Raw genomic sequence first — 17,631 nt, 5'->3', positions numbered from 1 at the left:
AACACATACTAAAGGGAGGTTTGGTTAATGAGTGAAAACAGGTGCTGCTGTGGCTGCACAGATGAAAATAGCTTAAAACTCGGAAAAATTATTGATAAGTACAAGGGAACAAGAGGTGCTTTGATTCCCGTACTCCATGAAGTTCAAGAAGTATATGGTTATTTGCCAGAAGATGTATTGAAGGAAATTTCCGAGAAGCTTAATGTTTCACTTGCTGAAATATATGGAGTAGTTACTTTCTATACTCAATTCTCATTAAATCCAAAAGGTCGATTCAAAATTAATATCTGCATGGGTACAGCCTGCTACGTAAAGGGTTCAGGAGATATTCTGGACAAATTTAAACAAAAACTCGGAATAGATGTAGGACAGTGTACCGAGGATGGAAAATTTTCACTTGATGCATGCAGATGTATAGGCGCTTGCGGACTTGCACCTGTAATTATGGTAAACGATGATGTTCACGGCAGATTAGTGCCTGATGATGTCGATGCTATACTGGAGAAATACAAAGACTTATAATTCTACAGTACGAGGTTTACATGAGGGATTTATCACTTCATATTCTTGATATAGTTCAAAATTCAATCACTGCCCAGGCCACAAAAATCAAAATACATATTTCGATAGATTCCCAGAGAGATTATCTATTACTTAATATTAGTGATAACGGGGCAGGCATGGATTCTGATATTTTAATCAAGGCACAGGATCCCTTTTTTACGTCAAGAAAGACAAGAAAAGTAGGGCTTGGAATACCATTATTAAAAGAAGCTGCAATAAAGTGCAATGGAAATTTCAACATTATTTCTGAAAAAAATGGAGGAACAAAAATATTAGCTGCGTTTTCAATAAATCACATTGACAGGCTTCCCATAGGGGAAATGGGTGAAACCTTGATAGCAGCAATATCGTCAAACCCACAGATTTCATTTATTTTGGAACTGAATAGCGGAAAAGGCCTTTTCAGACTTGATACTGATGAGGTGGCCAAAACCCTTGGTGATGTGAGTATTACGGAGTTTGATATCCTTATATGGTTGAAAGAGTATATTGATGAAGGTATAAAGAATATTTTTGGAGGTGTACTTAATGAAGTCGATAGCTGAATTGGATGAGATCAGAAAGAAAACTTTAGACCAGTTATCTATCAGATCCAATGAAAAAGGCATCAAAGTGGTCGTTGCAATGGCAACCTGCGGAATAGCAGCCGGAGCAAGACCGGTAATGAAGGCATTTATTGAAGAAATAAATAAAAGGAATTTGAATAATGTTACCGTATCTATTACAGGGTGTATCGGAGTATGCAAAATGGAACCTGTTGTGGAAATACTTGACAAAGACGACAAAAAGGTAACATACGTAAACATGACTCCTGAGAAAGCTGAAAGAGTAGTTCTTGAGCATATTGTAAACGGTAATGTATGTACAGACCTGACCATAGGTGCCCAGGAGGGTATGTAATTAATCTTAGTATATAACTCAAAAACTGTAAGGAGGTTTTTATAGATGCAATTATATAGAGCACATGTTCTGGTTTGTGCAGGTACAGGTTGTACATCATCAAATTCCTTAAAGATTATGGATGAAATGGAAGCATTACTTGCAAGCAACGGGCTGGACAGTGAAGTTAAAATAGTTAAAACAGGTTGTTTCGGCCTTTGTGCTGAGGGACCTATAGTAGTTGTATATCCTGAAGGAGCAATGTACACAAGAGTTGAGATTTCTGATGTAAAAGAAATCGTTGAAGAGCATCTGTTAAAAGGACGTATAGTAAAGCGTTTACTGGCTGGTGAAAAGGAATCTGAGGATATTTCAAAATCGCTGGAAGGTGTGGATTTCTTTAACAGACAAATGCGTATTGCATTAAGAAACTGCGGTCGTATAAATCCTGAGGATATCAACGAGTACATAGCTTTTGACGGATATAAGGCACTTGAAAAAGTATTGACTGAAATGACTCCTGAAGCTGTAATAGACACAATGAAAAAGTCAGGGCTTAGAGGAAGAGGGGGCGGAGGCTTCCCAACAGGTATGAAGTGGGATTTCGCAGCAAAACAGACAGCTGACCAGAAATATGTATGCTGTAACGCCGACGAAGGTGACCCAGGAGCATTTATGGACAGAAGTGTTCTAGAAGGTGACCCTCATTCTGTAATAGAGGCTATGTCTATAGCAGGTTTCGCCATTGGAGCAACACAAGGTTACATATATGTAAGAGCAGAGTATCCTATAGCAGTTAAGAGATTGCAGATGGCAATTGATCAGGCTATAGAATACGGAATTTTAGGAGACAACGTACTGGGAACAGGACATAAATTCAATCTTGAAATAAGACTTGGTGCGGGAGCGTTTGTTTGCGGTGAAGAAACTGCACTTATGACCTCAATAGAAGGCCACAGAGGTGAGCCAAGACCAAGACCTCCTTTCCCGGCAGTAAAAGGACTGTGGGGGAAACCTACAATTCTAAACAATGTAGAAACTTATGCAAATGTACCGGTTATCATATTGAAAGGTGCTGAATGGTTCTCAAGTATAGGAACTGAAAAGAGCAAGGGGACAAAGGTATTTGCTCTCGGCGGAAAGATAAACAATACCGGATTGGTTGAGGTTCCTATGGGTACTACTTTGAGAGAAGTAGTTTACGATATAGGTGGCGGTATACCTAAGGGTAAGAAATTCAAAGCAGCACAAACCGGAGGACCTTCCGGCGGATGTATTCCTACAACACATCTGGATACTCCTATTGACTACGATTCACTTATTGCTCTTGGTTCTATGATGGGCTCCGGTGGACTTATTGTAATGGATGAAGACAACTGTATGGTTGATATCGCTAAGTTCTTCCTTGAATTTACAGTTGATGAATCCTGCGGTAAATGTCCTCCATGTCGTATCGGAACAAAACGGATGCTTGAAATATTGGAAAGAATAACTGAAGGTAAGGGTGAAGCCGGAGATATTGAAAAGCTTGAACTATTGGCTAAAAATATAAAAGCATCTGCTCTGTGCGGACTTGGACAGACTGCTCCTAACCCGATTTTGAGTACTTTGAAATACTTCAGAGACGAGTATGAGGCTCACGTATTTGACAAAAAATGTCCTGCAGGTGTTTGCAAATCAATGATGAAATATACTGTTGACGCAAGTAAGTGTAAGAGCTGCGGAATCTGTGCAAAGGTTTGTCCTATGAGTTGTATAAAGGGCGAAAAGAAGGTTCCTTATGTTATTGATAATACAAAATGTGCAAAATGCGGTGTCTGTATGGAAAAATGTCCGTTCAAGGCAATTTCAAAGGGATAAGGGAGGAGAGTGAAATAAAATGTCAACTGTTAATATTACAATAGACGGTAAGAAACTTCAGGTTGAACAAGGCATAACAATTTTAGAGGCAGCCAGACAGGCTAATATAAAGATACCTACACTTTGCTTCCTCAAGGATATCAATGAGATAGGTGCATGCAGAATGTGCCTGGTTGAGATAAAGGGTGCAAGAGCATTACAGGCGTCTTGTGTATATCCTGTAGCAGAAGGACTTGAAATTTATACTCAGAGTCCGGCTGTCAGAGAAGCAAGAAAGGTAACCTTGGAGCTTATCCTTTCCAACCATGACAAGAAATGTCTTACCTGTGTAAGAAGTAAAAACTGTGAGCTTCAAAGTTTAGCAGAGGAACTAAATATAAAAGATATAAGATTTGAAGGTGCTTCTACAAATCTACCTTTAGATGATTTTTCGCCTTCTATTGTAAGAGATCCAAATAAATGCGTACTGTGCAGACGTTGTGTAAGCATGTGTAAAAACGTTCAGACTGTTTCTGTTATCAGTGCAGCTGAAAGAGGCTTTAAATCAACAATCTCATGTGCTTTCGACAGGTCATTGGAAGAAGTTCCATGTACAATGTGCGGACAATGTATAAGTGTTTGTCCTGTTGGAGCTTTGAGGGAGAAGGATGACACTGAAAAGGTGTGGTCTGCATTGGCTGACAAGGAACTTCATGTTGTAGTACAGACAGCTCCTGCTGTTCGTGTTGCTCTGGGTGAGGAATTCGGACTTCCAATAGGAACAAGGGTTACCGGAAAAATGGCCGCTGCATTAAATCATATGGGTTTTGCAAAGGTATTTGACACAGATACTGCTGCTGATCTTACAATAATGGAAGAAGGCACTGAACTGCTAAACAGAATTAAAAACGGCGGAAAGCTTCCTGTTATAACCTCCTGTAGTCCGGGTTGGATAAAGTTCTGTGAACACAATTATCCTGAATTTCTTGAAAACCTATCATCCTGTAAATCACCACATGAAATGTTCGGTGCGGTGCTAAAAACCTACTATGCTGAAAAAATGGGTATAGATCCTAAAAAAATATTTGTAGTTTCAGTAATGCCATGTACTGCAAAGAAGTTTGAAGCACAAAGACCTGAGCTTTCCGCAATAGGCTTGCCGGATGTAGATGTAGTTATAACAACCAGAGAGCTTGCAAGAATGATAAAGGAATCAGGTATTGATTTTAATAATCTTGAAGACAAGGATTTTGATGATCCGATGGGTAATGCAACAGGAGCCGGCGTAATATTCGGTGCAACCGGAGGAGTTATGGAAGCAGCTCTCAGAACAGTATCTGAAATAGTTGCAGGTAAATCCTTTGATATTGAATATGCTGCTGTAAGGGGCATAGAGGGTATCAAGGAAGCAACAGTTGTTATAGGTGACATGAAAGTTAAAGCAGCAGTTGCAAATGGTCTCGGTAATGCAAGAAAGCTTCTTGACAGCATAAAGGCAGGAGAAGCATCCTATGACTTCGTTGAAATAATGGCCTGTCCTGGTGGATGTGTAAATGGCGGAGGACAGCCGATACAACCTTCTTCGGTAAGAAGCTGGACTGATTTGCGTGCAGAACGTGCAAAGGCTATTTATGAAGAAGATGTAAGTCTCCCAATTAGAAAGTCACATGAAAACCCTGTAATCAAAGAAATGTATGATAAATATTTTGGAGAGCCGGGAAGCCATAAGGCACATGAGATTTTACACACTCATTATGTTGCAAGGGAAAACTACCCTGTTAAAGAGTAAAAATCAATTTTAATACAAAAAGATGCCGGACATTAGTGCCGGCATCTTTTTTTTATATTGACAAAAGATATTAAAAGTTATATTATTAAATTTAGTAATTCTAAATAATTATAAAAACCTATCCAATTATACTATACCATAAAAGAGTGTGGTTGTCAAGGACTTTTTTAATAAAAGGAGGATTTTTATGAAAGATTTTTTGCAAATACAAAAACTATTATCTCAGAACGAGTCTGAAATTAATCAAATTGAAAAATGCAATGAATTTTCGTCAAAATTTGGCTTAGTGCTTACAAATGCGCAAATCCAAACTCTTTCAGAGGAGAGATATAATACGCTAAAAAGATATGGACGTGTAGAACTGGGGAAGGGAATTCTAGACAAACTGATTTTCGAGTTTTGTGATTCGCCATTTATCTGGCAGGAAAACTACATGGATACTTTATCTGAACTACAGGACATTTTTTACTATTTTAAAAATGAATCCCTTGATGAATTTACAGATGACGAACTGATACGCTATATGCGCAAGAGCTTTGATAATCAATGCCAGGGTTCAATTGAATACTTGAGGGAGACCAGCTTGGAAGATGTGTGCAGAAGCATAAGATACGGACAGGAGGCTTATAAGTATCTTGATTCTTACGATGATGATTAACATACACGTTAAGGAGGAGAACTTATAATGGATGCATTACAGAGATATGAGCATATACAAACTGTGAGGAGCGAGTATTTTCAGTCTCTTTTACAGGGTGCAGCAAAAGAGGGTATAATCGGTTCCGATCAGGTAAAGAAAATTCAAGTGGGGCTGCTAGGTCTGCTTTCCAAGCAAATAGAAAAGTATACTTTTGGAGAGAGCAGTTCTGTAACAGCGGAGAGTGCTGAAAGTCTACTCAATTCAATTTGTTTCTCTATAAGTGTGGCATTGAAGTGTCAGGACAATGTTGTTATTGCCTCAGAATTACTTGAACATGAGAGTATTGAGGAATTGTTTGAAAAAGGAAATGAGTTAATCAGATATTATTTTGAGGATGCAAAAAGGCTATGGATAAAAATAAAGACTGAAGGTCCGAAAATCAGTAATTTGGCGTACAACGATACTGTTTTTATTGGACTGAAGGAATTCTTTGACTGGTATGACTACAGGTTTTCTGCACACGAAATGAACGGTAGTTTGGATTATCCTCTCTCCTATGACGAAATGGATTTAAAAGGCATAGAGTATATCCATGAATATGTAACCCACCTTGATATGGAAAATGTTTTCTGTTCTCTGTATGATGCACATAGCATCGAGTGTCTTATGAAAGGTTATAGCAAGAATTTCAGAGAAGACATGCTAAATGTATTTGAGTTGGTACTTATGAATTTACTTGGTAGAAGCATGCTCGGTTATAAGCTTGACAGGCTGGATATAAGTGAGGAAGACAGGGAATGGCTGTTAATACAACTTAAAAAGGTCAATGAAACGGTACTTGTACAAAAAATGGAGCGAGCTTTTTATAAAGTATTGGCATTTATGAAAGTGGAATCACAGGCTACTATTGAATATTTCAAAATAACTTTAAAAAATATTATCTCAAGAGTTAAACATAATATAAATCTGGGTAAGCTGGACAAATTGTTTATAACACTATATGAAGAGGAAGATGAAAACTTACTTTCGGGATATATTGATGGTAATAAAATGGAAGATGAAGATTTAAGAGTATTAATTGATGAAATGAAAGATTGCAGATTTTTGGATGATAAAATTGCAATGGTCTCACAGAGTGTAAAAAGTCTGGATGATTTATCGGAGGTTCTCAATGAATGTTTCTTTGACGGGGAATATGAATGTGTGTTCAAACTCCTTGATCAACAAGAAATACAAGAACTGAAAAAGAGAATTATTGATAATAAGACTGATTCTTCTTCTTTTTATGATTGGGAAAAAGAATTTATTGATTATATTAAGCTTGAACAACAAGAATCTTAAACTTTTTCACAAAAAAGTATTGCCATAAAGTATGCTTTAAGGTATAGAATACATTTATTCAAAATAAATTCTATTGTAGAATTTAACTACATTATATTTAATGGAGGGAATAATGGAATATAGAAAATTTGGAAAACTCGATGTAAAGGTTTCAGCACTTGGGTTCGGAACAATGCGTCTGCCTACTGATGGAAACGTTAACAATAGCAATAGGCTCAGCAAGGACATAGTTGAGGCGGAAGCAATAAAAATGATACGTAATGCCATTGACCAGGGAGTTAATTATATAGACACCGCATATCCCTACCATGGCGGAAACAGCGAAATTGTAACAGGAAAAGCCTTGAAGGACGGCTACAGGGAAAAGGTAATGCTGGCAACTAAGTCGCCTACCTGGCTGATTAATAAGCCTGAGGATTTTGACAGGATTTTGGATGAACAGTTACAAAAACTTCAGACAGACTGTATTGATTTTTACCTGCTGCATGCTTTATCCGGTGAATCCTACAGAAATGTAATAGTAAAGCATGAAATTATCAAGCGTGCAGAAGAAGCTAAAAAGGTCGGCAAAATCAAGTATATCGGTTTTTCTTTCCATGACAATGCCAAAGCATTTATAGAAATTGTTGACGGCTATGACAAATGGGATTTTTGCCAGATTCAATACAACTATATGGATATCGAAAATCAGGCAGGGCTAAAAGGATTGAAATATGCAGCCTCTAAAGGTATTGGGGTTGTTATAATGGAACCTCTTTTAGGAGGGAGGCTAGCCAACCCTCCTAAAGATATAAGGATAATAATGGATCAGAATAAAAAGGGTTGGACACCATCTTACTGGGCATTACAGTGGTTGTGGAATCAGTCTGAGGTATCTGTTATATTAAGCGGTATGAGCAACATGCAACAGGTTGAGGAAAACATAGCTTCGGCAAACAGATCGGGCGTTGGACTGTTCGGTAAGGAAGAGCTTGATGCAATTGATCTTGTAAGGCAAAAGTATAATGAAAGGGCTGCAATACCATGTACAGGCTGCAGCTATTGTATGCCTTGTCCTAACAATGTAAATATACCGAGAAACTTTGAATTATATAATGAGAGTATTGTACATGAAGATATTGCAGGAGCAAAGCAAACATACCATAACTTCTTTGATGCGGCCGGACATGCAATCGCATGTATTCAGTGCAAAATTTGTGAAGAGAAGTGTCCACAGAGAATTTCTATAAGTGAATGGATGCCAAAAGTTCATAATGTTTTGGGTAGGTAGTTATGTTTATGTTGACTCATGAGTTTGTTGGGTAAACTTCTTGGTAATAAACGGCACAATGTCTAAAAAAGGCAGAGCTTAATACTCTGCCTTTTTTATGCACTTTTAACCATTAAATTTACAGATTTACTGTATTATTACCATAGATTTACATATTGGCTAGATATATAATTACAATGTAAGTTATAATTTCATGTTAGTAAATTTATTAGAAGGATAATAAAATGAGGTTATTTGAAATAGTACTTATTATTATTAATTTTTCCATGCTGGGTTGGCTGTTATTTAGAAAAAAGAATGCAAATAAAATACCTTGTATTTTATTCGGAATTTCGTTTGTAATAACACTTATCCAAATAATTTTAGAAGGTTACCGTATACAAATGTTACCGGCATACATCTGTCTTCCGCTGAATGTCCTGATTTTCTTTCGTAAAGGTAGAAAGCTCAGAAAAACCTGGAAATTTGTTATGGCGTCGATATTTTCATTTTTATACCTTGTAATAGCTGTTGCATTTCCGACACTATTGCCTGTTTTTTCTCTTGAAAAACCAACTGGACCATACCTAGTAGGAACAGTTACATATGATTGGATTGATGAAAACCGTTTGGAAGAAGCAACAAAAGACCCGGATGATAAAAGGGAGTTGATGGTTCAGGTATGGTATCCTGCCGAAAATTCTGACAACATGAAAAGAGCACCGTATATAAAAGATTTCTCCGAGATTTCAAAGGGTATTGAAAAGTCAAATGGTATACCATCCGTACTATTTAGCCACTTAAAGTATGTAGAAAGTAACTCCTATTCAAATGCTAAGCTTTCCGGTAAACAACAAAAATATCCACTTCTGATATTTTCCCATGGTTTTGGTCTTTTTAGGAATGCAAATACATTTCAAGTGGAAGAATTGGCAAGTCAAGGTTATATTGTAGTTGGAATTGACCACACTTACGATGCAATGGCTACAGTCTTCTCAAACGGAAGGGTTGCTCAATATAGCAATGATAATGTAAAGATGCTTAATGAAGACATTGAAAAAATGGATGGTCACAATGAAATATGGGTAAAAGATGTACAGTTTGTGCTGGATAAAATCGAAGAGATTAATAAAAAAGATCCTCTAGATCATTTCTCTGGAAGAATTGATTTGGACAAAGTAGGCATGTTCGGGCATTCATATGGAGGTGCAACAGCAGGACAAATTGTTATGCGGGATTCAAGAGTTAAAGCGGGCATAAACATGGATGGTGCTTTTGCGGGGTCACCATTTTCTGAAAAGAGTTTAGGGAAGCCATTCATGGTGATGGACGCTGAAGCGTCTATGGATAGTACACAAAATTATGATGAATATTTGAGTAAAATGGGAATAGATGGTGATTTACGTGAGAGTTATAAAGCCTATAAAGAGAAAATGTACAACCAAAGAAATAATGCTATTTCAAACGGAGGGTATTCTCTCTTAATAAATAAAACGAATCACTTTAGTTATACCGATTTAAGCCTTTATACTCCATTATTATCTATTGGTTATAAACCTCATAGTGTACATAAAATTATAAATGATTTTACTTTGAATTTTTTTAACAAATATTTATTAGAAGATTCATCTGCTTCACTGGAAGATACCGCAAAGAAATATAAAAATATTGAGTTCACACAGACAAAACATAACTAGAGTTATATATACTTAAGCCTAATTAATAAAAAATTAATACATTCTCTTCCCGAATAATATATAATAGATATTGTTTTGCAATTATTTGTTGAAAACTAAATATTTGATAATACATATAAAATGGAAAGAGTGTTTACTAATGAATTGGAAAAATACAATTATAAGCCTTACTCTGGCAGGCAGTTTTATTTTTACCATGAGTTCCTGTGCGTCCAAGCCTGTAAGCAGTGATATTTCAGAAGAAACTACACATGTAGCTACGAATGTGTCACAGAATTTAAAAACTGAAAATAAACTCAGTGATGAAATCCATTTAGATCAGGTGGGTTATAAACTACTTGCAAAAAAAATAGCTGTTATTAAGGGACAATATAAAAAGTTTCAGGTGGTTGACAGTAAAACAGGTGTGGCAGTTTTAACAGGAGATCTGACTGGGAATACAAAGGACGAATCCAGCGGAGATACTGTATGCTATGCGGACTTTAGTAAAATTACAGTACCCGGTAAGTACTTTATCTCGATATCAGGGTTAGGTAAATCTTACGATTTTTTTATAGATGACAATGTATATACAAAGATTGGCGATGCTATGCTTAAAGCACTATATTACCAACGGTGCGGAACAGCTTTGACAACTGAATTTGCAGGTGAGTACAGTCATACGGATTGTCACAAAGCATTAGCCAAATTGTATAACGATGAAACCAGAGAGATTGACGTAAGCGGAGGCTGGCACGATGCAGGAGATTACGGAAGATACGTTGTACCCGCATCTGTGACAGCAGCAGGCTTACTTTTGGCATATGAAATTTATCCCCAAGCTTTTACGGATACAGTTCGTATTCCCGAAAGCGGCAATAAGATACCTGACGTTCTTGATGAAGCAAAATATGGAATACAGTGGCTACTCAAAATGCAAGACAGCGAGTCAGGCGGAGTATATCACAAGGTCACTTCAAGGGGATTCCCCGAAATGACAACAATGCCTGACAAAGATGTTGACGATCAGCTTGTAATGCCAATATCTACTAATGCTACTGCTGATTTTGCAGCAGTTACGGCAATGGCTTCAAGAATATATATGACTATAGATCCTGTATTTGCTCAAAACTGTTTGCAGGCCTCACAAAAAGCCTGGGAATGGCTTGTAAAAAACAAGGATTTTGTTTATTTTAAGAATCCTTCAGATGTGGCATCAGGCGAGTATGGTGACAGCTCAGGGAAGGATGAGAAAGCCTGGGCAGCTGCAGAACTCTTCAGAGCCACAGGAGACGAGAAATACAACGAATATTTTGTAGACAATTATCAAGTTGAAGGCTTTGGACTTGGATGGCAGAATGTAAGCGGATTTGCAGCAATTGCATATATGTTTTCGGATGTATCTGGAACCGATCAGGAAAAAGCGCATGAAATCAAAAAGTCGTGGCTTGCCAAAGCTGATATGTTTGCATCTACAGGTCAAAAAGACGGATATCTGGTTGCAATGCATAAAATGGAGTATAACTGGGGAAGTAACATGAACGTTGCAACACATGCTATCCACCTGCTTATAGCCGACAGACTTAAAACGGATGACAAATATACCCAGACAGTCGAAGATTGTACACATTATCTGCTGGGTAGGAATACACTTAACCAGAGCTATATAACCGGGTTTGGTTCAAAGCAGGTTAATAAGCCGTATCACAGACCGTCTGCGGCTGACCTTGCATTAAAACCCGTTCCCGGATTAATGGTAGGAGGGCCGGATTCGGCTCTGGAGGACGACGTAGCAAAAAGCAAACTCTCAGGTAAATCTCCTGCGGAGTGTTATATAGATGATGTTAATTCCTTTTCAACAAATGAGGTTGCTACCTATTGGAATTCATCAGTAATTTTTATTTTAGGCTATTTAAACTCAAACAGATAAATTCTAAACGGGTATCAAAATAAAAAAGGATTCATAGTATATTGGTATTAGCATTTTAAAAAGAAAATATTAGACTTTAAGGAGGCTGCGATTTTGGCTAAACAAGTTTGGAAACCATCAACAATGTTAAATCCTGTACCGGTTGTAATGGTATCATGTACGGATAATGAAGGAAAACCTAATATAATTACTCTTGCCTGGACGGGGACAATCAACTCTGACCCTCCAATGGTCTCAATATCAGTAAGAAAAGAACGGTATTCCTATGAACTTATAAAAGAAAAAGGTGAATTTGTAATTAATCTTCCCACAAAAAAGCTGACCTTCGCAACTGATTACTGCGGTGTTAAGTCAGGCAGAGACATTGATAAATTTGAGGAAATGGGTTTGACGGCTGAAACTGCTTCAAAAGTACAAGTTCCACTTATAAAGGAATGTCCTTTAAACCTTGAGTGTGTAGTAAAACAGTCCATTGAGCTGGGTTCACATGTATTGTTTTTGGCTGAAATCGTAGCTACAAATGTTGAAGAATCACTATTGGATGAAAAGGGCAAACTTGATTTAAAGAAAGCGGAATTGATTTGTTATTCACATGGTGAGTATTATCCCCTTGGAAACTCTTTGGGTTACTTTGGGTATTCTGTAACTAAAAAGAAGAATCTCAAGAGAAATCAAAAATAAATATGGTAGGTTAGTAAAACTAAGCCTGATCAAGAAAAACCAAACATATGGCTTTTCTTGATCAGGCTTTTCCATTTTATCATTTACATAGCTTCATGAAATGTCCTTGAGATTACTTCCAATTGCTGTGCCTTGGTTAGCTTAATAAAATGTACTGCATAGCCCGACACGCGAACTGTAAGCTGATTATATTTCATAGGTTCCTTCATGGCACTTTCAAGAGTTTCTTTATCAAGTACGTTGACATTTATATGATGGCCGCCGCTCATAACATAACCGTCAATGAGTGCAGAAAGATTTGAAATTTTGGTATTCAGTTCCTTACCCAAAGCATTCGGGATAACTGATAGGGTAAGGGAAATTCCGTCATTGCACACACTATAAGGTAACTTCGCCACTGAATTCATCATAGCAAGTATTCCTGACTTATCTCTATTGTGCATTGGGTTTGCACCAGGGGCAAAGGGTTCTCCTTTTTTACGGCCGTCAGGAGTAGAGCCTGTTTTTTTTCCGTACACAACGTTTGATGTTATAGTTAGGATTGACAAAGTATGCCTTGCATTGCGGTAGGTGGGGTGAGTTTTCAGACTTTCGTAGAAGCTTGTAACAACCTCTTTTGCAATACTGTCGGCTCTATCGTCGTTGTTTCCATATTGAGGATAACTTCCTTCTTGCTTAAAGTCTGTAATAATACCACGTTCGTCTCTTATTACTCTAACACGTGTATGCTTAATGGCACTCAAGGAGTCCACAAGTACTGATAATCCGGAAATACCGAAAGCCATAAGTCTGTTGACGTCCGTGTCATGAAGAGCCATCATGAGACGCTCGTAAGCGTATTTATCGTGCATATAATGTATAATGTTCATGGTATTAACATATAAACCTGTCAGCCAACCTTGAAGTTCCAGAAAGTTCTTTATAACCTCATTATATTCCAAATACTCGCCTTCATATGGCTTTATTTCAGGTGCAACCTGATCACCGCTTATTTCGTCACGTCCTCCGTTTAAGGATAATAAAAGCAGCTTTGCAAGATTACATCTTGCACCGAAAAACTGCATATCCTTTCCAAGACGCATAGCGGATACACAGCAGGAAACACCATAATCATCACCATACTGGGGCTGCATAATATCATCGTTTTCATACTGAATCGCACTTGTTGAAATAGACATTTGAGCACAAAACCTCTTGAAATTTTCAGGTAACTTAACTGACCATAGTATCGTAAGGTTCGGTTCAGGTGCGGCTCCCAGATTCTTCAAAGTTTGAAGGAATCTGTAGGAGGTCTTGGAAATCATATGTCTTCCATCACTACTGATTCCGCCAAGGGATTCTGTCAACCAAACCGGGTCTCCTGCAAAAAGTTCATTATACTCTTTGGTACGCAAGTGTCTTATAAGCCTCAGCTTTATAACAAACTGGTCAATCAGCTCCTGCGCATCTGCTTCTGTCAGGGTACCGTTATTTATATCACGTTCAATGAATATATCAAAAAAAACATTGAGCCTGCCTAAAGAATTTGCAGCTCCGTTGGTTTCCTTTAAGGCACCTAGAAATGCCAGATATGTCCACTGAACAGCTTCAAAGGCATTTTGTGCAGGGCGCTTCAGGTTAAAGCCATAAGAATTTCCAAGAACACCCAAATCGTTAAGTGCGGCAATCTGATCGTGAAGTTCTTCTCTAAGCCTTATAACGCCATCAGTCATGGTGCCTCTGAGACTGTCCAGGTCTTTTTGCTTTTGATTTATTAAAAAATCTGTGCCGTAAAGGGCAACCCTTCTATAATCGCCTATTATACGGCCTCTGCCATAGGCATCGGGAAGACCCGTTATAACTCCGCATCTTCTGGCCTTACGCATTTCATCTGTGTATGCGCTGAAAACACCATCATTATGTGTCTTTATGCTTTTACTGAAAATTTTATCAATGTCGGGTGAAGGTGTAGTGTCAAACTGCTGGCAGGCCTGTTTAGCCATTCTATAGCCGGTTTTAGCAAAAAAGGCCCTTTTCAGCGGCGCATCTGTCTGAAGCCCCTTTATTACTTCATATTTCTCTTCAATAAAGCCGGGTTTGTGACTTGTTATACTTGCTACGGTTTCTGTGTCGATATCAAGAATTCCGCCGTTTAAATGTTCTTCAACCAAAAGACTTTTACAAGATTCCCAGAGCTGTTTCGTTTTTGAACTGGCACTGCAAAGAAAGTTTTCAGCACCATCATATGGAGTGTAGTTTGTCTGGATAAAGTCCTGTACGTCAATGGAATTCTGCCATTTACCCGGTTTGAAATCAGAAATGTTTAGATTCATATTTAGTACCCCCTCGGAAAAATTTCTCCCCAGGAAACACTTTATTTGTATGTTTATGGAAACAACAAAATAAATACCGCCTGGGCAGTTATGATGCCCAGGCGGCCGGCTTGTTAAAGTCATACTCCCATGTGGTAATCTCCACGTCCGCCAGTTGTATGACAGTTTGTTCTGTTAAAATGGTTTATAACTTTAGTATAAAATATTTTTCGGATATGTCAAGAGGTGAATTTATTGCCAATTTGAATCTTGACAAAGAACACATGTTTGTGTATCGTTATCTATAGGAAAAAACTGTAAAATCGACCGATTTTATAAAATTGAAAGCTATTTAGTGGGTGGAGAAAATGAAAGATTATAATAGGGTTATTGATTTTATTAAAGAAATAGAGAAACTAAAGAATGTAACTCGTACTGCATGGACGTCCGAGGGAAAGCAGGAGAGTGTGGCGGAGCATTCATGGAGGTTAGCAGTGTTTTCACTGCTCTTAGCTGAATATTTTCCATATGCGGATATGGCAAAAATTCTAGGAATATGTCTTGTGCATGATTGCGGTGAAATTTACGAAGGGGATGTGTCGGCAAAGTTCGAGACCGATCCGGAAGGGAAGTTAAATAGGGAAGAACGGGCGTTGATAACACTGACGAACAAACTTTCTGACAAGCAGCGTGAACGGGTTTTTTCCCTATGGAAAGAATACAGTGAAGCTGTTTCGCAGGAAGCAAAGCTTGTAAAGGCATTAGATAAGATGGAAACAATTATACAGCACAATCAAGGCCTAAATCCGGTTGGGTTTGACTACAAATTTAATTTAAACTATGGGGCAGATTATGCAGGATTCAATGAAAATATAAAAGCCCTCAGGAAGATCATAGACAGGGACACTGCGCAAATGTGCGTAAAAAGCAGTAATCAAAATTTTGCTGAAATAATCCTACGAGAGTTGGAGCTAAAGGATTTGGAAGATTATCTGTACTGGAACCATCCTTCTCATGAATTTCACAAATTCAATGGTCCGTATTTTGAGAAAAACAATGAAGAAGAATTGATCAAAGAAATAGATGAGATGAGAGTTCTTTTATTAAATGGCCATAAAAATGTACTTACAAATCAAAAAATAATAGCAGATAAGGATACTGATGAATTGATTGGGAGAGTAAACTGGTACTGGAAATCAAAAGACACACTTTGGATGGAGGTTGGAATTGTTATATTCAATGAAAAGTACTGGGGACACGGAATTGGTTATAAAGCGCTGAAAATGTGGATTAACGAAATATTTGACCAAAGACACGAACTGGTGAGAATTGGAGTATCTACATGGTCAGGAAACGAATGGATGATAAAGCTGGCTGAAAAACTAGGTATGAAAAGGGAAGCTGTTTACCGTAAGGCCCGGATTGTCGATAACAAGTATTATGATTCTGTAAGTTACGGTATACTGAGGGAAGAATGGCAATAATCAAAAGGGGCTGGTGACATGAAGCAGTTTTTCCAAAACGGATAAAGACCCACGTTTATGAGAATGAAGGAAGATGTTATGGGTAATGGACAACTAAATTCAGAATTTTATTTGCCTGTTGAACAATATCAGCCTTTCCATATTAAGAATAACCGAAAACGACCTACACGTCAAAAAGCTTCTCCAGTTGTTCATACCTGTCATGTGTCAGAAGAGCGTCCTTATCCGTGTTCTTGAACTTGACGGTATAGGTCCATCGCCCGTAGGGATAGATTTTGTATATCATTGAAAGATTTATGATATATGACTTGTGGCTTCTGAAAAAGAGTGCCTTGTCCAGGCGCTCCTCTATTTCGCTTAAGCCTTCCGAGGTAGTCACGCTTTCAGTCAGGGTATGAATTAGTGTAGATCGGTTTTCACGCTCAATAAATATTATGTCCTTGCAGTCAATGAAGCTGATGCCTTCCTTGCTCTTTATTATAAGCTTTGAAAGGCTGTCTCTGGTGATTTGAGGGGTGTGAACTACGGCAGATTCCTTGTTGATAAATATCTCCTTTATGCGTTGAAGGGTAGTCAATATCCTGTCTATTTTAAAGGGCTTGATCAAATAATCAGATGCATATACCTCAAAGGCTTCCGGCATGTAGTTCTCATGGGCCGTAGCGAAAATAATAAAGGTTTTGGGCGCAATATCTGTTATTCTTTTGGCACACTCAATACCTCCCATGCCGGGCATTTCAATATCCAAAAAAACAATGTGAGGGGAGAGGGCCTCAACGAGGCCTAAGCCTGTTTCTCCGCTTTCAGCTTCGCAAACCAACTCAAATCCCTCAGCTTTTTCTATTATTTTTTTAAGGACAAGTCTCATTCCCTCATCATCGTCAATAATCAGAACCTTGAGTTCCATATGGTATTTCCTCTCCGCTTCATTGCTTTTGGACGAGCAAGTATTTCCGACATGATGAACCCCTGCACCAGGCCGTTATCACTGAAATCAATCTTCAGACACGCATCAGCACTTTTATTTTTATCTGAATCTGATGTTTTAGGTGCTGCTGAAAGCTTGGATGCAGTATAGCTTACTTGCTTACCCGAATTGCCGGATGTACCGGAGCTATCGGGTAAATTTGCACTTTTCCGGCTCTCAGGAGTCCCATTTACATTAAAATTATCAGGTGTACCTGAGGCAGCCGTACTGCTGTCCGGAACAGGTAGTTCCTGAGTTGACCGTATTTTTTCATCAGCTGCTTCCATTAAAGCTTCACTCC

Annotated in this window: 15 protein-coding genes and 1 riboswitch; of the genes, 12 read left to right on the top strand and 3 right to left on the bottom strand. The window is 38.1% G+C overall.

Annotated elements, in window-relative coordinates; translation table 11 throughout:
- Window positions 1–27: 27 nt before the first annotated feature.
- The 11 genes from nuoE to CLO1100_RS12890 all read left to right on the top strand — a co-directional run bounded on the left by nuoE (window position 28) and on the right by CLO1100_RS12890 (window position 12,588).
- Entirely contained in the window at window positions 28–522 is a 495-nt protein-coding gene (nuoE, locus tag CLO1100_RS12940; protein WP_014314201.1) for an NADH-quinone oxidoreductase subunit NuoE, read from the top strand.
- Between the two features lie 20 nt (window positions 523–542).
- Window positions 543–1,109, top strand: coding sequence for an ATP-binding protein (locus CLO1100_RS12935; protein WP_014314200.1), 567 nt, complete (start codon window positions 543–545; stop codon window positions 1,107–1,109).
- Window positions 1,093–1,464, top strand: a complete 372-nt coding sequence (locus CLO1100_RS12930) for a (2Fe-2S) ferredoxin domain-containing protein (protein WP_014314199.1) — start codon at window positions 1,093–1,095, stop codon at window positions 1,462–1,464. The genes CLO1100_RS12935 and CLO1100_RS12930 overlap by 17 nt, the downstream gene beginning before the upstream one ends.
- 45 nt (window positions 1,465–1,509) lie before the next feature.
- A complete protein-coding gene (gene nuoF, locus CLO1100_RS12925; protein ID WP_014314198.1) occupies window positions 1,510–3,303 on the top strand; it encodes an NADH-quinone oxidoreductase subunit NuoF in 1,794 nt (597 codons plus the stop codon).
- Window positions 3,304–3,322: 19 nt separating this feature from the next.
- The gene (locus tag CLO1100_RS12920; RefSeq protein WP_014314197.1) at window positions 3,323–5,071 is read left to right on the top strand and encodes an NADH-dependent [FeFe] hydrogenase, group A6; all 1,749 of its coding nucleotides are present in this window, start codon (window positions 3,323–3,325) and stop codon (window positions 5,069–5,071) included.
- Window positions 5,072–5,258: 187 nt separating this feature from the next.
- Window positions 5,259–5,729, top strand: a complete 471-nt coding sequence (locus CLO1100_RS12915; protein ID WP_014314196.1) for a DUF6323 family protein — start codon at window positions 5,259–5,261, stop codon at window positions 5,727–5,729.
- 27 nt (window positions 5,730–5,756) lie between these two features.
- The gene (locus CLO1100_RS12910; RefSeq protein WP_014314195.1) at window positions 5,757–7,052 is read left to right on the top strand and encodes a DUF6179 domain-containing protein; all 1,296 of its coding nucleotides are present in this window, start codon (window positions 5,757–5,759) and stop codon (window positions 7,050–7,052) included.
- A 112-nt stretch (window positions 7,053–7,164) separates the two neighbouring features.
- The gene (locus CLO1100_RS12905; RefSeq protein WP_014314194.1) at window positions 7,165–8,322 is read left to right on the top strand and encodes an aldo/keto reductase; all 1,158 of its coding nucleotides are present in this window, start codon (window positions 7,165–7,167) and stop codon (window positions 8,320–8,322) included.
- A gap of 224 nt (window positions 8,323–8,546) precedes the next feature.
- Window positions 8,547–9,998 carry an isoform II gene (locus tag CLO1100_RS12900; RefSeq protein ID WP_014314193.1) on the top strand — a complete coding sequence of 484 codons (1,452 nt, stop codon included), beginning with the start codon at window positions 8,547–8,549 and terminating at the stop codon, window positions 9,996–9,998.
- A 139-nt stretch (window positions 9,999–10,137) separates the two neighbouring features.
- Window positions 10,138–11,907, top strand: a complete 1,770-nt coding sequence (locus CLO1100_RS12895; protein ID WP_014314192.1) for a glycoside hydrolase family 9 protein — start codon at window positions 10,138–10,140, stop codon at window positions 11,905–11,907.
- Between the two features lie 93 nt (window positions 11,908–12,000).
- Entirely contained in the window at window positions 12,001–12,588 is a 588-nt protein-coding gene (locus tag CLO1100_RS12890) for a flavin reductase family protein (protein WP_014314191.1), read from the top strand.
- 83 nt (window positions 12,589–12,671) lie between these two features.
- Here the strand turns inward: CLO1100_RS12890 and pflB are convergent, their stop codons facing one another.
- A complete protein-coding gene (pflB, locus tag CLO1100_RS12885) occupies window positions 12,672–14,900 on the bottom strand; it encodes a formate C-acetyltransferase (RefSeq protein WP_014314190.1) in 2,229 nt (742 codons plus the stop codon).
- A gap of 88 nt (window positions 14,901–14,988) precedes the next feature.
- Window positions 14,989–15,068: riboswitch (ZMP/ZTP riboswitch) on the bottom strand.
- A 179-nt stretch (window positions 15,069–15,247) separates the two neighbouring features.
- Between pflB and CLO1100_RS12880 the strand changes: the two genes are divergently transcribed.
- On the top strand, window positions 15,248–16,363 hold the full coding sequence (locus CLO1100_RS12880; protein ID WP_014314189.1) for a GNAT family N-acetyltransferase: 1,116 nt from the start codon (window positions 15,248–15,250) through the stop codon (window positions 16,361–16,363).
- A 163-nt stretch (window positions 16,364–16,526) separates the two neighbouring features.
- Here the strand turns inward: CLO1100_RS12880 and CLO1100_RS12875 are convergent, their stop codons facing one another.
- Window positions 16,527–17,270: a LytTR family DNA-binding domain-containing protein gene (locus tag CLO1100_RS12875; RefSeq protein WP_014314188.1), complete on the bottom strand. Its 744-nt coding sequence runs from the start codon at window positions 17,268–17,270 to the stop codon at window positions 16,527–16,529.
- The gene (locus CLO1100_RS12870) at window positions 17,252–17,617 is read right to left on the bottom strand and encodes a hypothetical protein (RefSeq protein WP_014314187.1); all 366 of its coding nucleotides are present in this window, start codon (window positions 17,615–17,617) and stop codon (window positions 17,252–17,254) included. The genes CLO1100_RS12875 and CLO1100_RS12870 overlap by 19 nt, the downstream gene beginning before the upstream one ends.
- Between the last annotated feature and the right edge of the window lie 14 nt (window positions 17,618–17,631).

The sequence above is a fragment of the Clostridium sp. BNL1100 genome, assembly GCF_000244875.1.
GTDB lineage: Bacteria > Bacillota > Clostridia > Acetivibrionales > DSM-1351 > Ruminiclostridium.
Note: the sequence above shows the minus strand (reverse complement) of the source record. Positions and strands in the feature narration are given on the sequence as shown.

Coding starts and splice junctions, on each gene's coding strand:
- nuoE (WP_014314201.1), top strand. CDS start 28: ATGAGTGAAAACAGGTGCTGCTGTGGCTGCACAGATGAAAATAGCTTA.
- CLO1100_RS12935 (WP_014314200.1), top strand. CDS start 543: ATGAGGGATTTATCACTTCATATTCTTGATATAGTTCAAAATTCAATC.
- CLO1100_RS12930 (WP_014314199.1), top strand. CDS start 1,093: ATGAAGTCGATAGCTGAATTGGATGAGATCAGAAAGAAAACTTTAGAC.
- nuoF (WP_014314198.1), top strand. CDS start 1,510: ATGCAATTATATAGAGCACATGTTCTGGTTTGTGCAGGTACAGGTTGT.
- CLO1100_RS12920 (WP_014314197.1), top strand. CDS start 3,323: ATGTCAACTGTTAATATTACAATAGACGGTAAGAAACTTCAGGTTGAA.
- CLO1100_RS12915 (WP_014314196.1), top strand. CDS start 5,259: ATGAAAGATTTTTTGCAAATACAAAAACTATTATCTCAGAACGAGTCT.
- CLO1100_RS12910 (WP_014314195.1), top strand. CDS start 5,757: ATGGATGCATTACAGAGATATGAGCATATACAAACTGTGAGGAGCGAG.
- CLO1100_RS12905 (WP_014314194.1), top strand. CDS start 7,165: ATGGAATATAGAAAATTTGGAAAACTCGATGTAAAGGTTTCAGCACTT.
- CLO1100_RS12900 (WP_014314193.1), top strand. CDS start 8,547: ATGAGGTTATTTGAAATAGTACTTATTATTATTAATTTTTCCATGCTG.
- CLO1100_RS12895 (WP_014314192.1), top strand. CDS start 10,138: ATGAATTGGAAAAATACAATTATAAGCCTTACTCTGGCAGGCAGTTTT.
- pflB (WP_014314190.1), bottom strand. CDS start 14,900: ATGAATCTAAACATTTCTGATTTCAAACCGGGTAAATGGCAGAATTCC.
- CLO1100_RS12880 (WP_014314189.1), top strand. CDS start 15,248: ATGAAAGATTATAATAGGGTTATTGATTTTATTAAAGAAATAGAGAAA.
- CLO1100_RS12875 (WP_014314188.1), bottom strand. CDS start 17,270: ATGGAACTCAAGGTTCTGATTATTGACGATGATGAGGGAATGAGACTT.
- CLO1100_RS12870 (WP_014314187.1), bottom strand. CDS start 17,617: ATGGAAGCAGCTGATGAAAAAATACGGTCAACTCAGGAACTACCTGTT.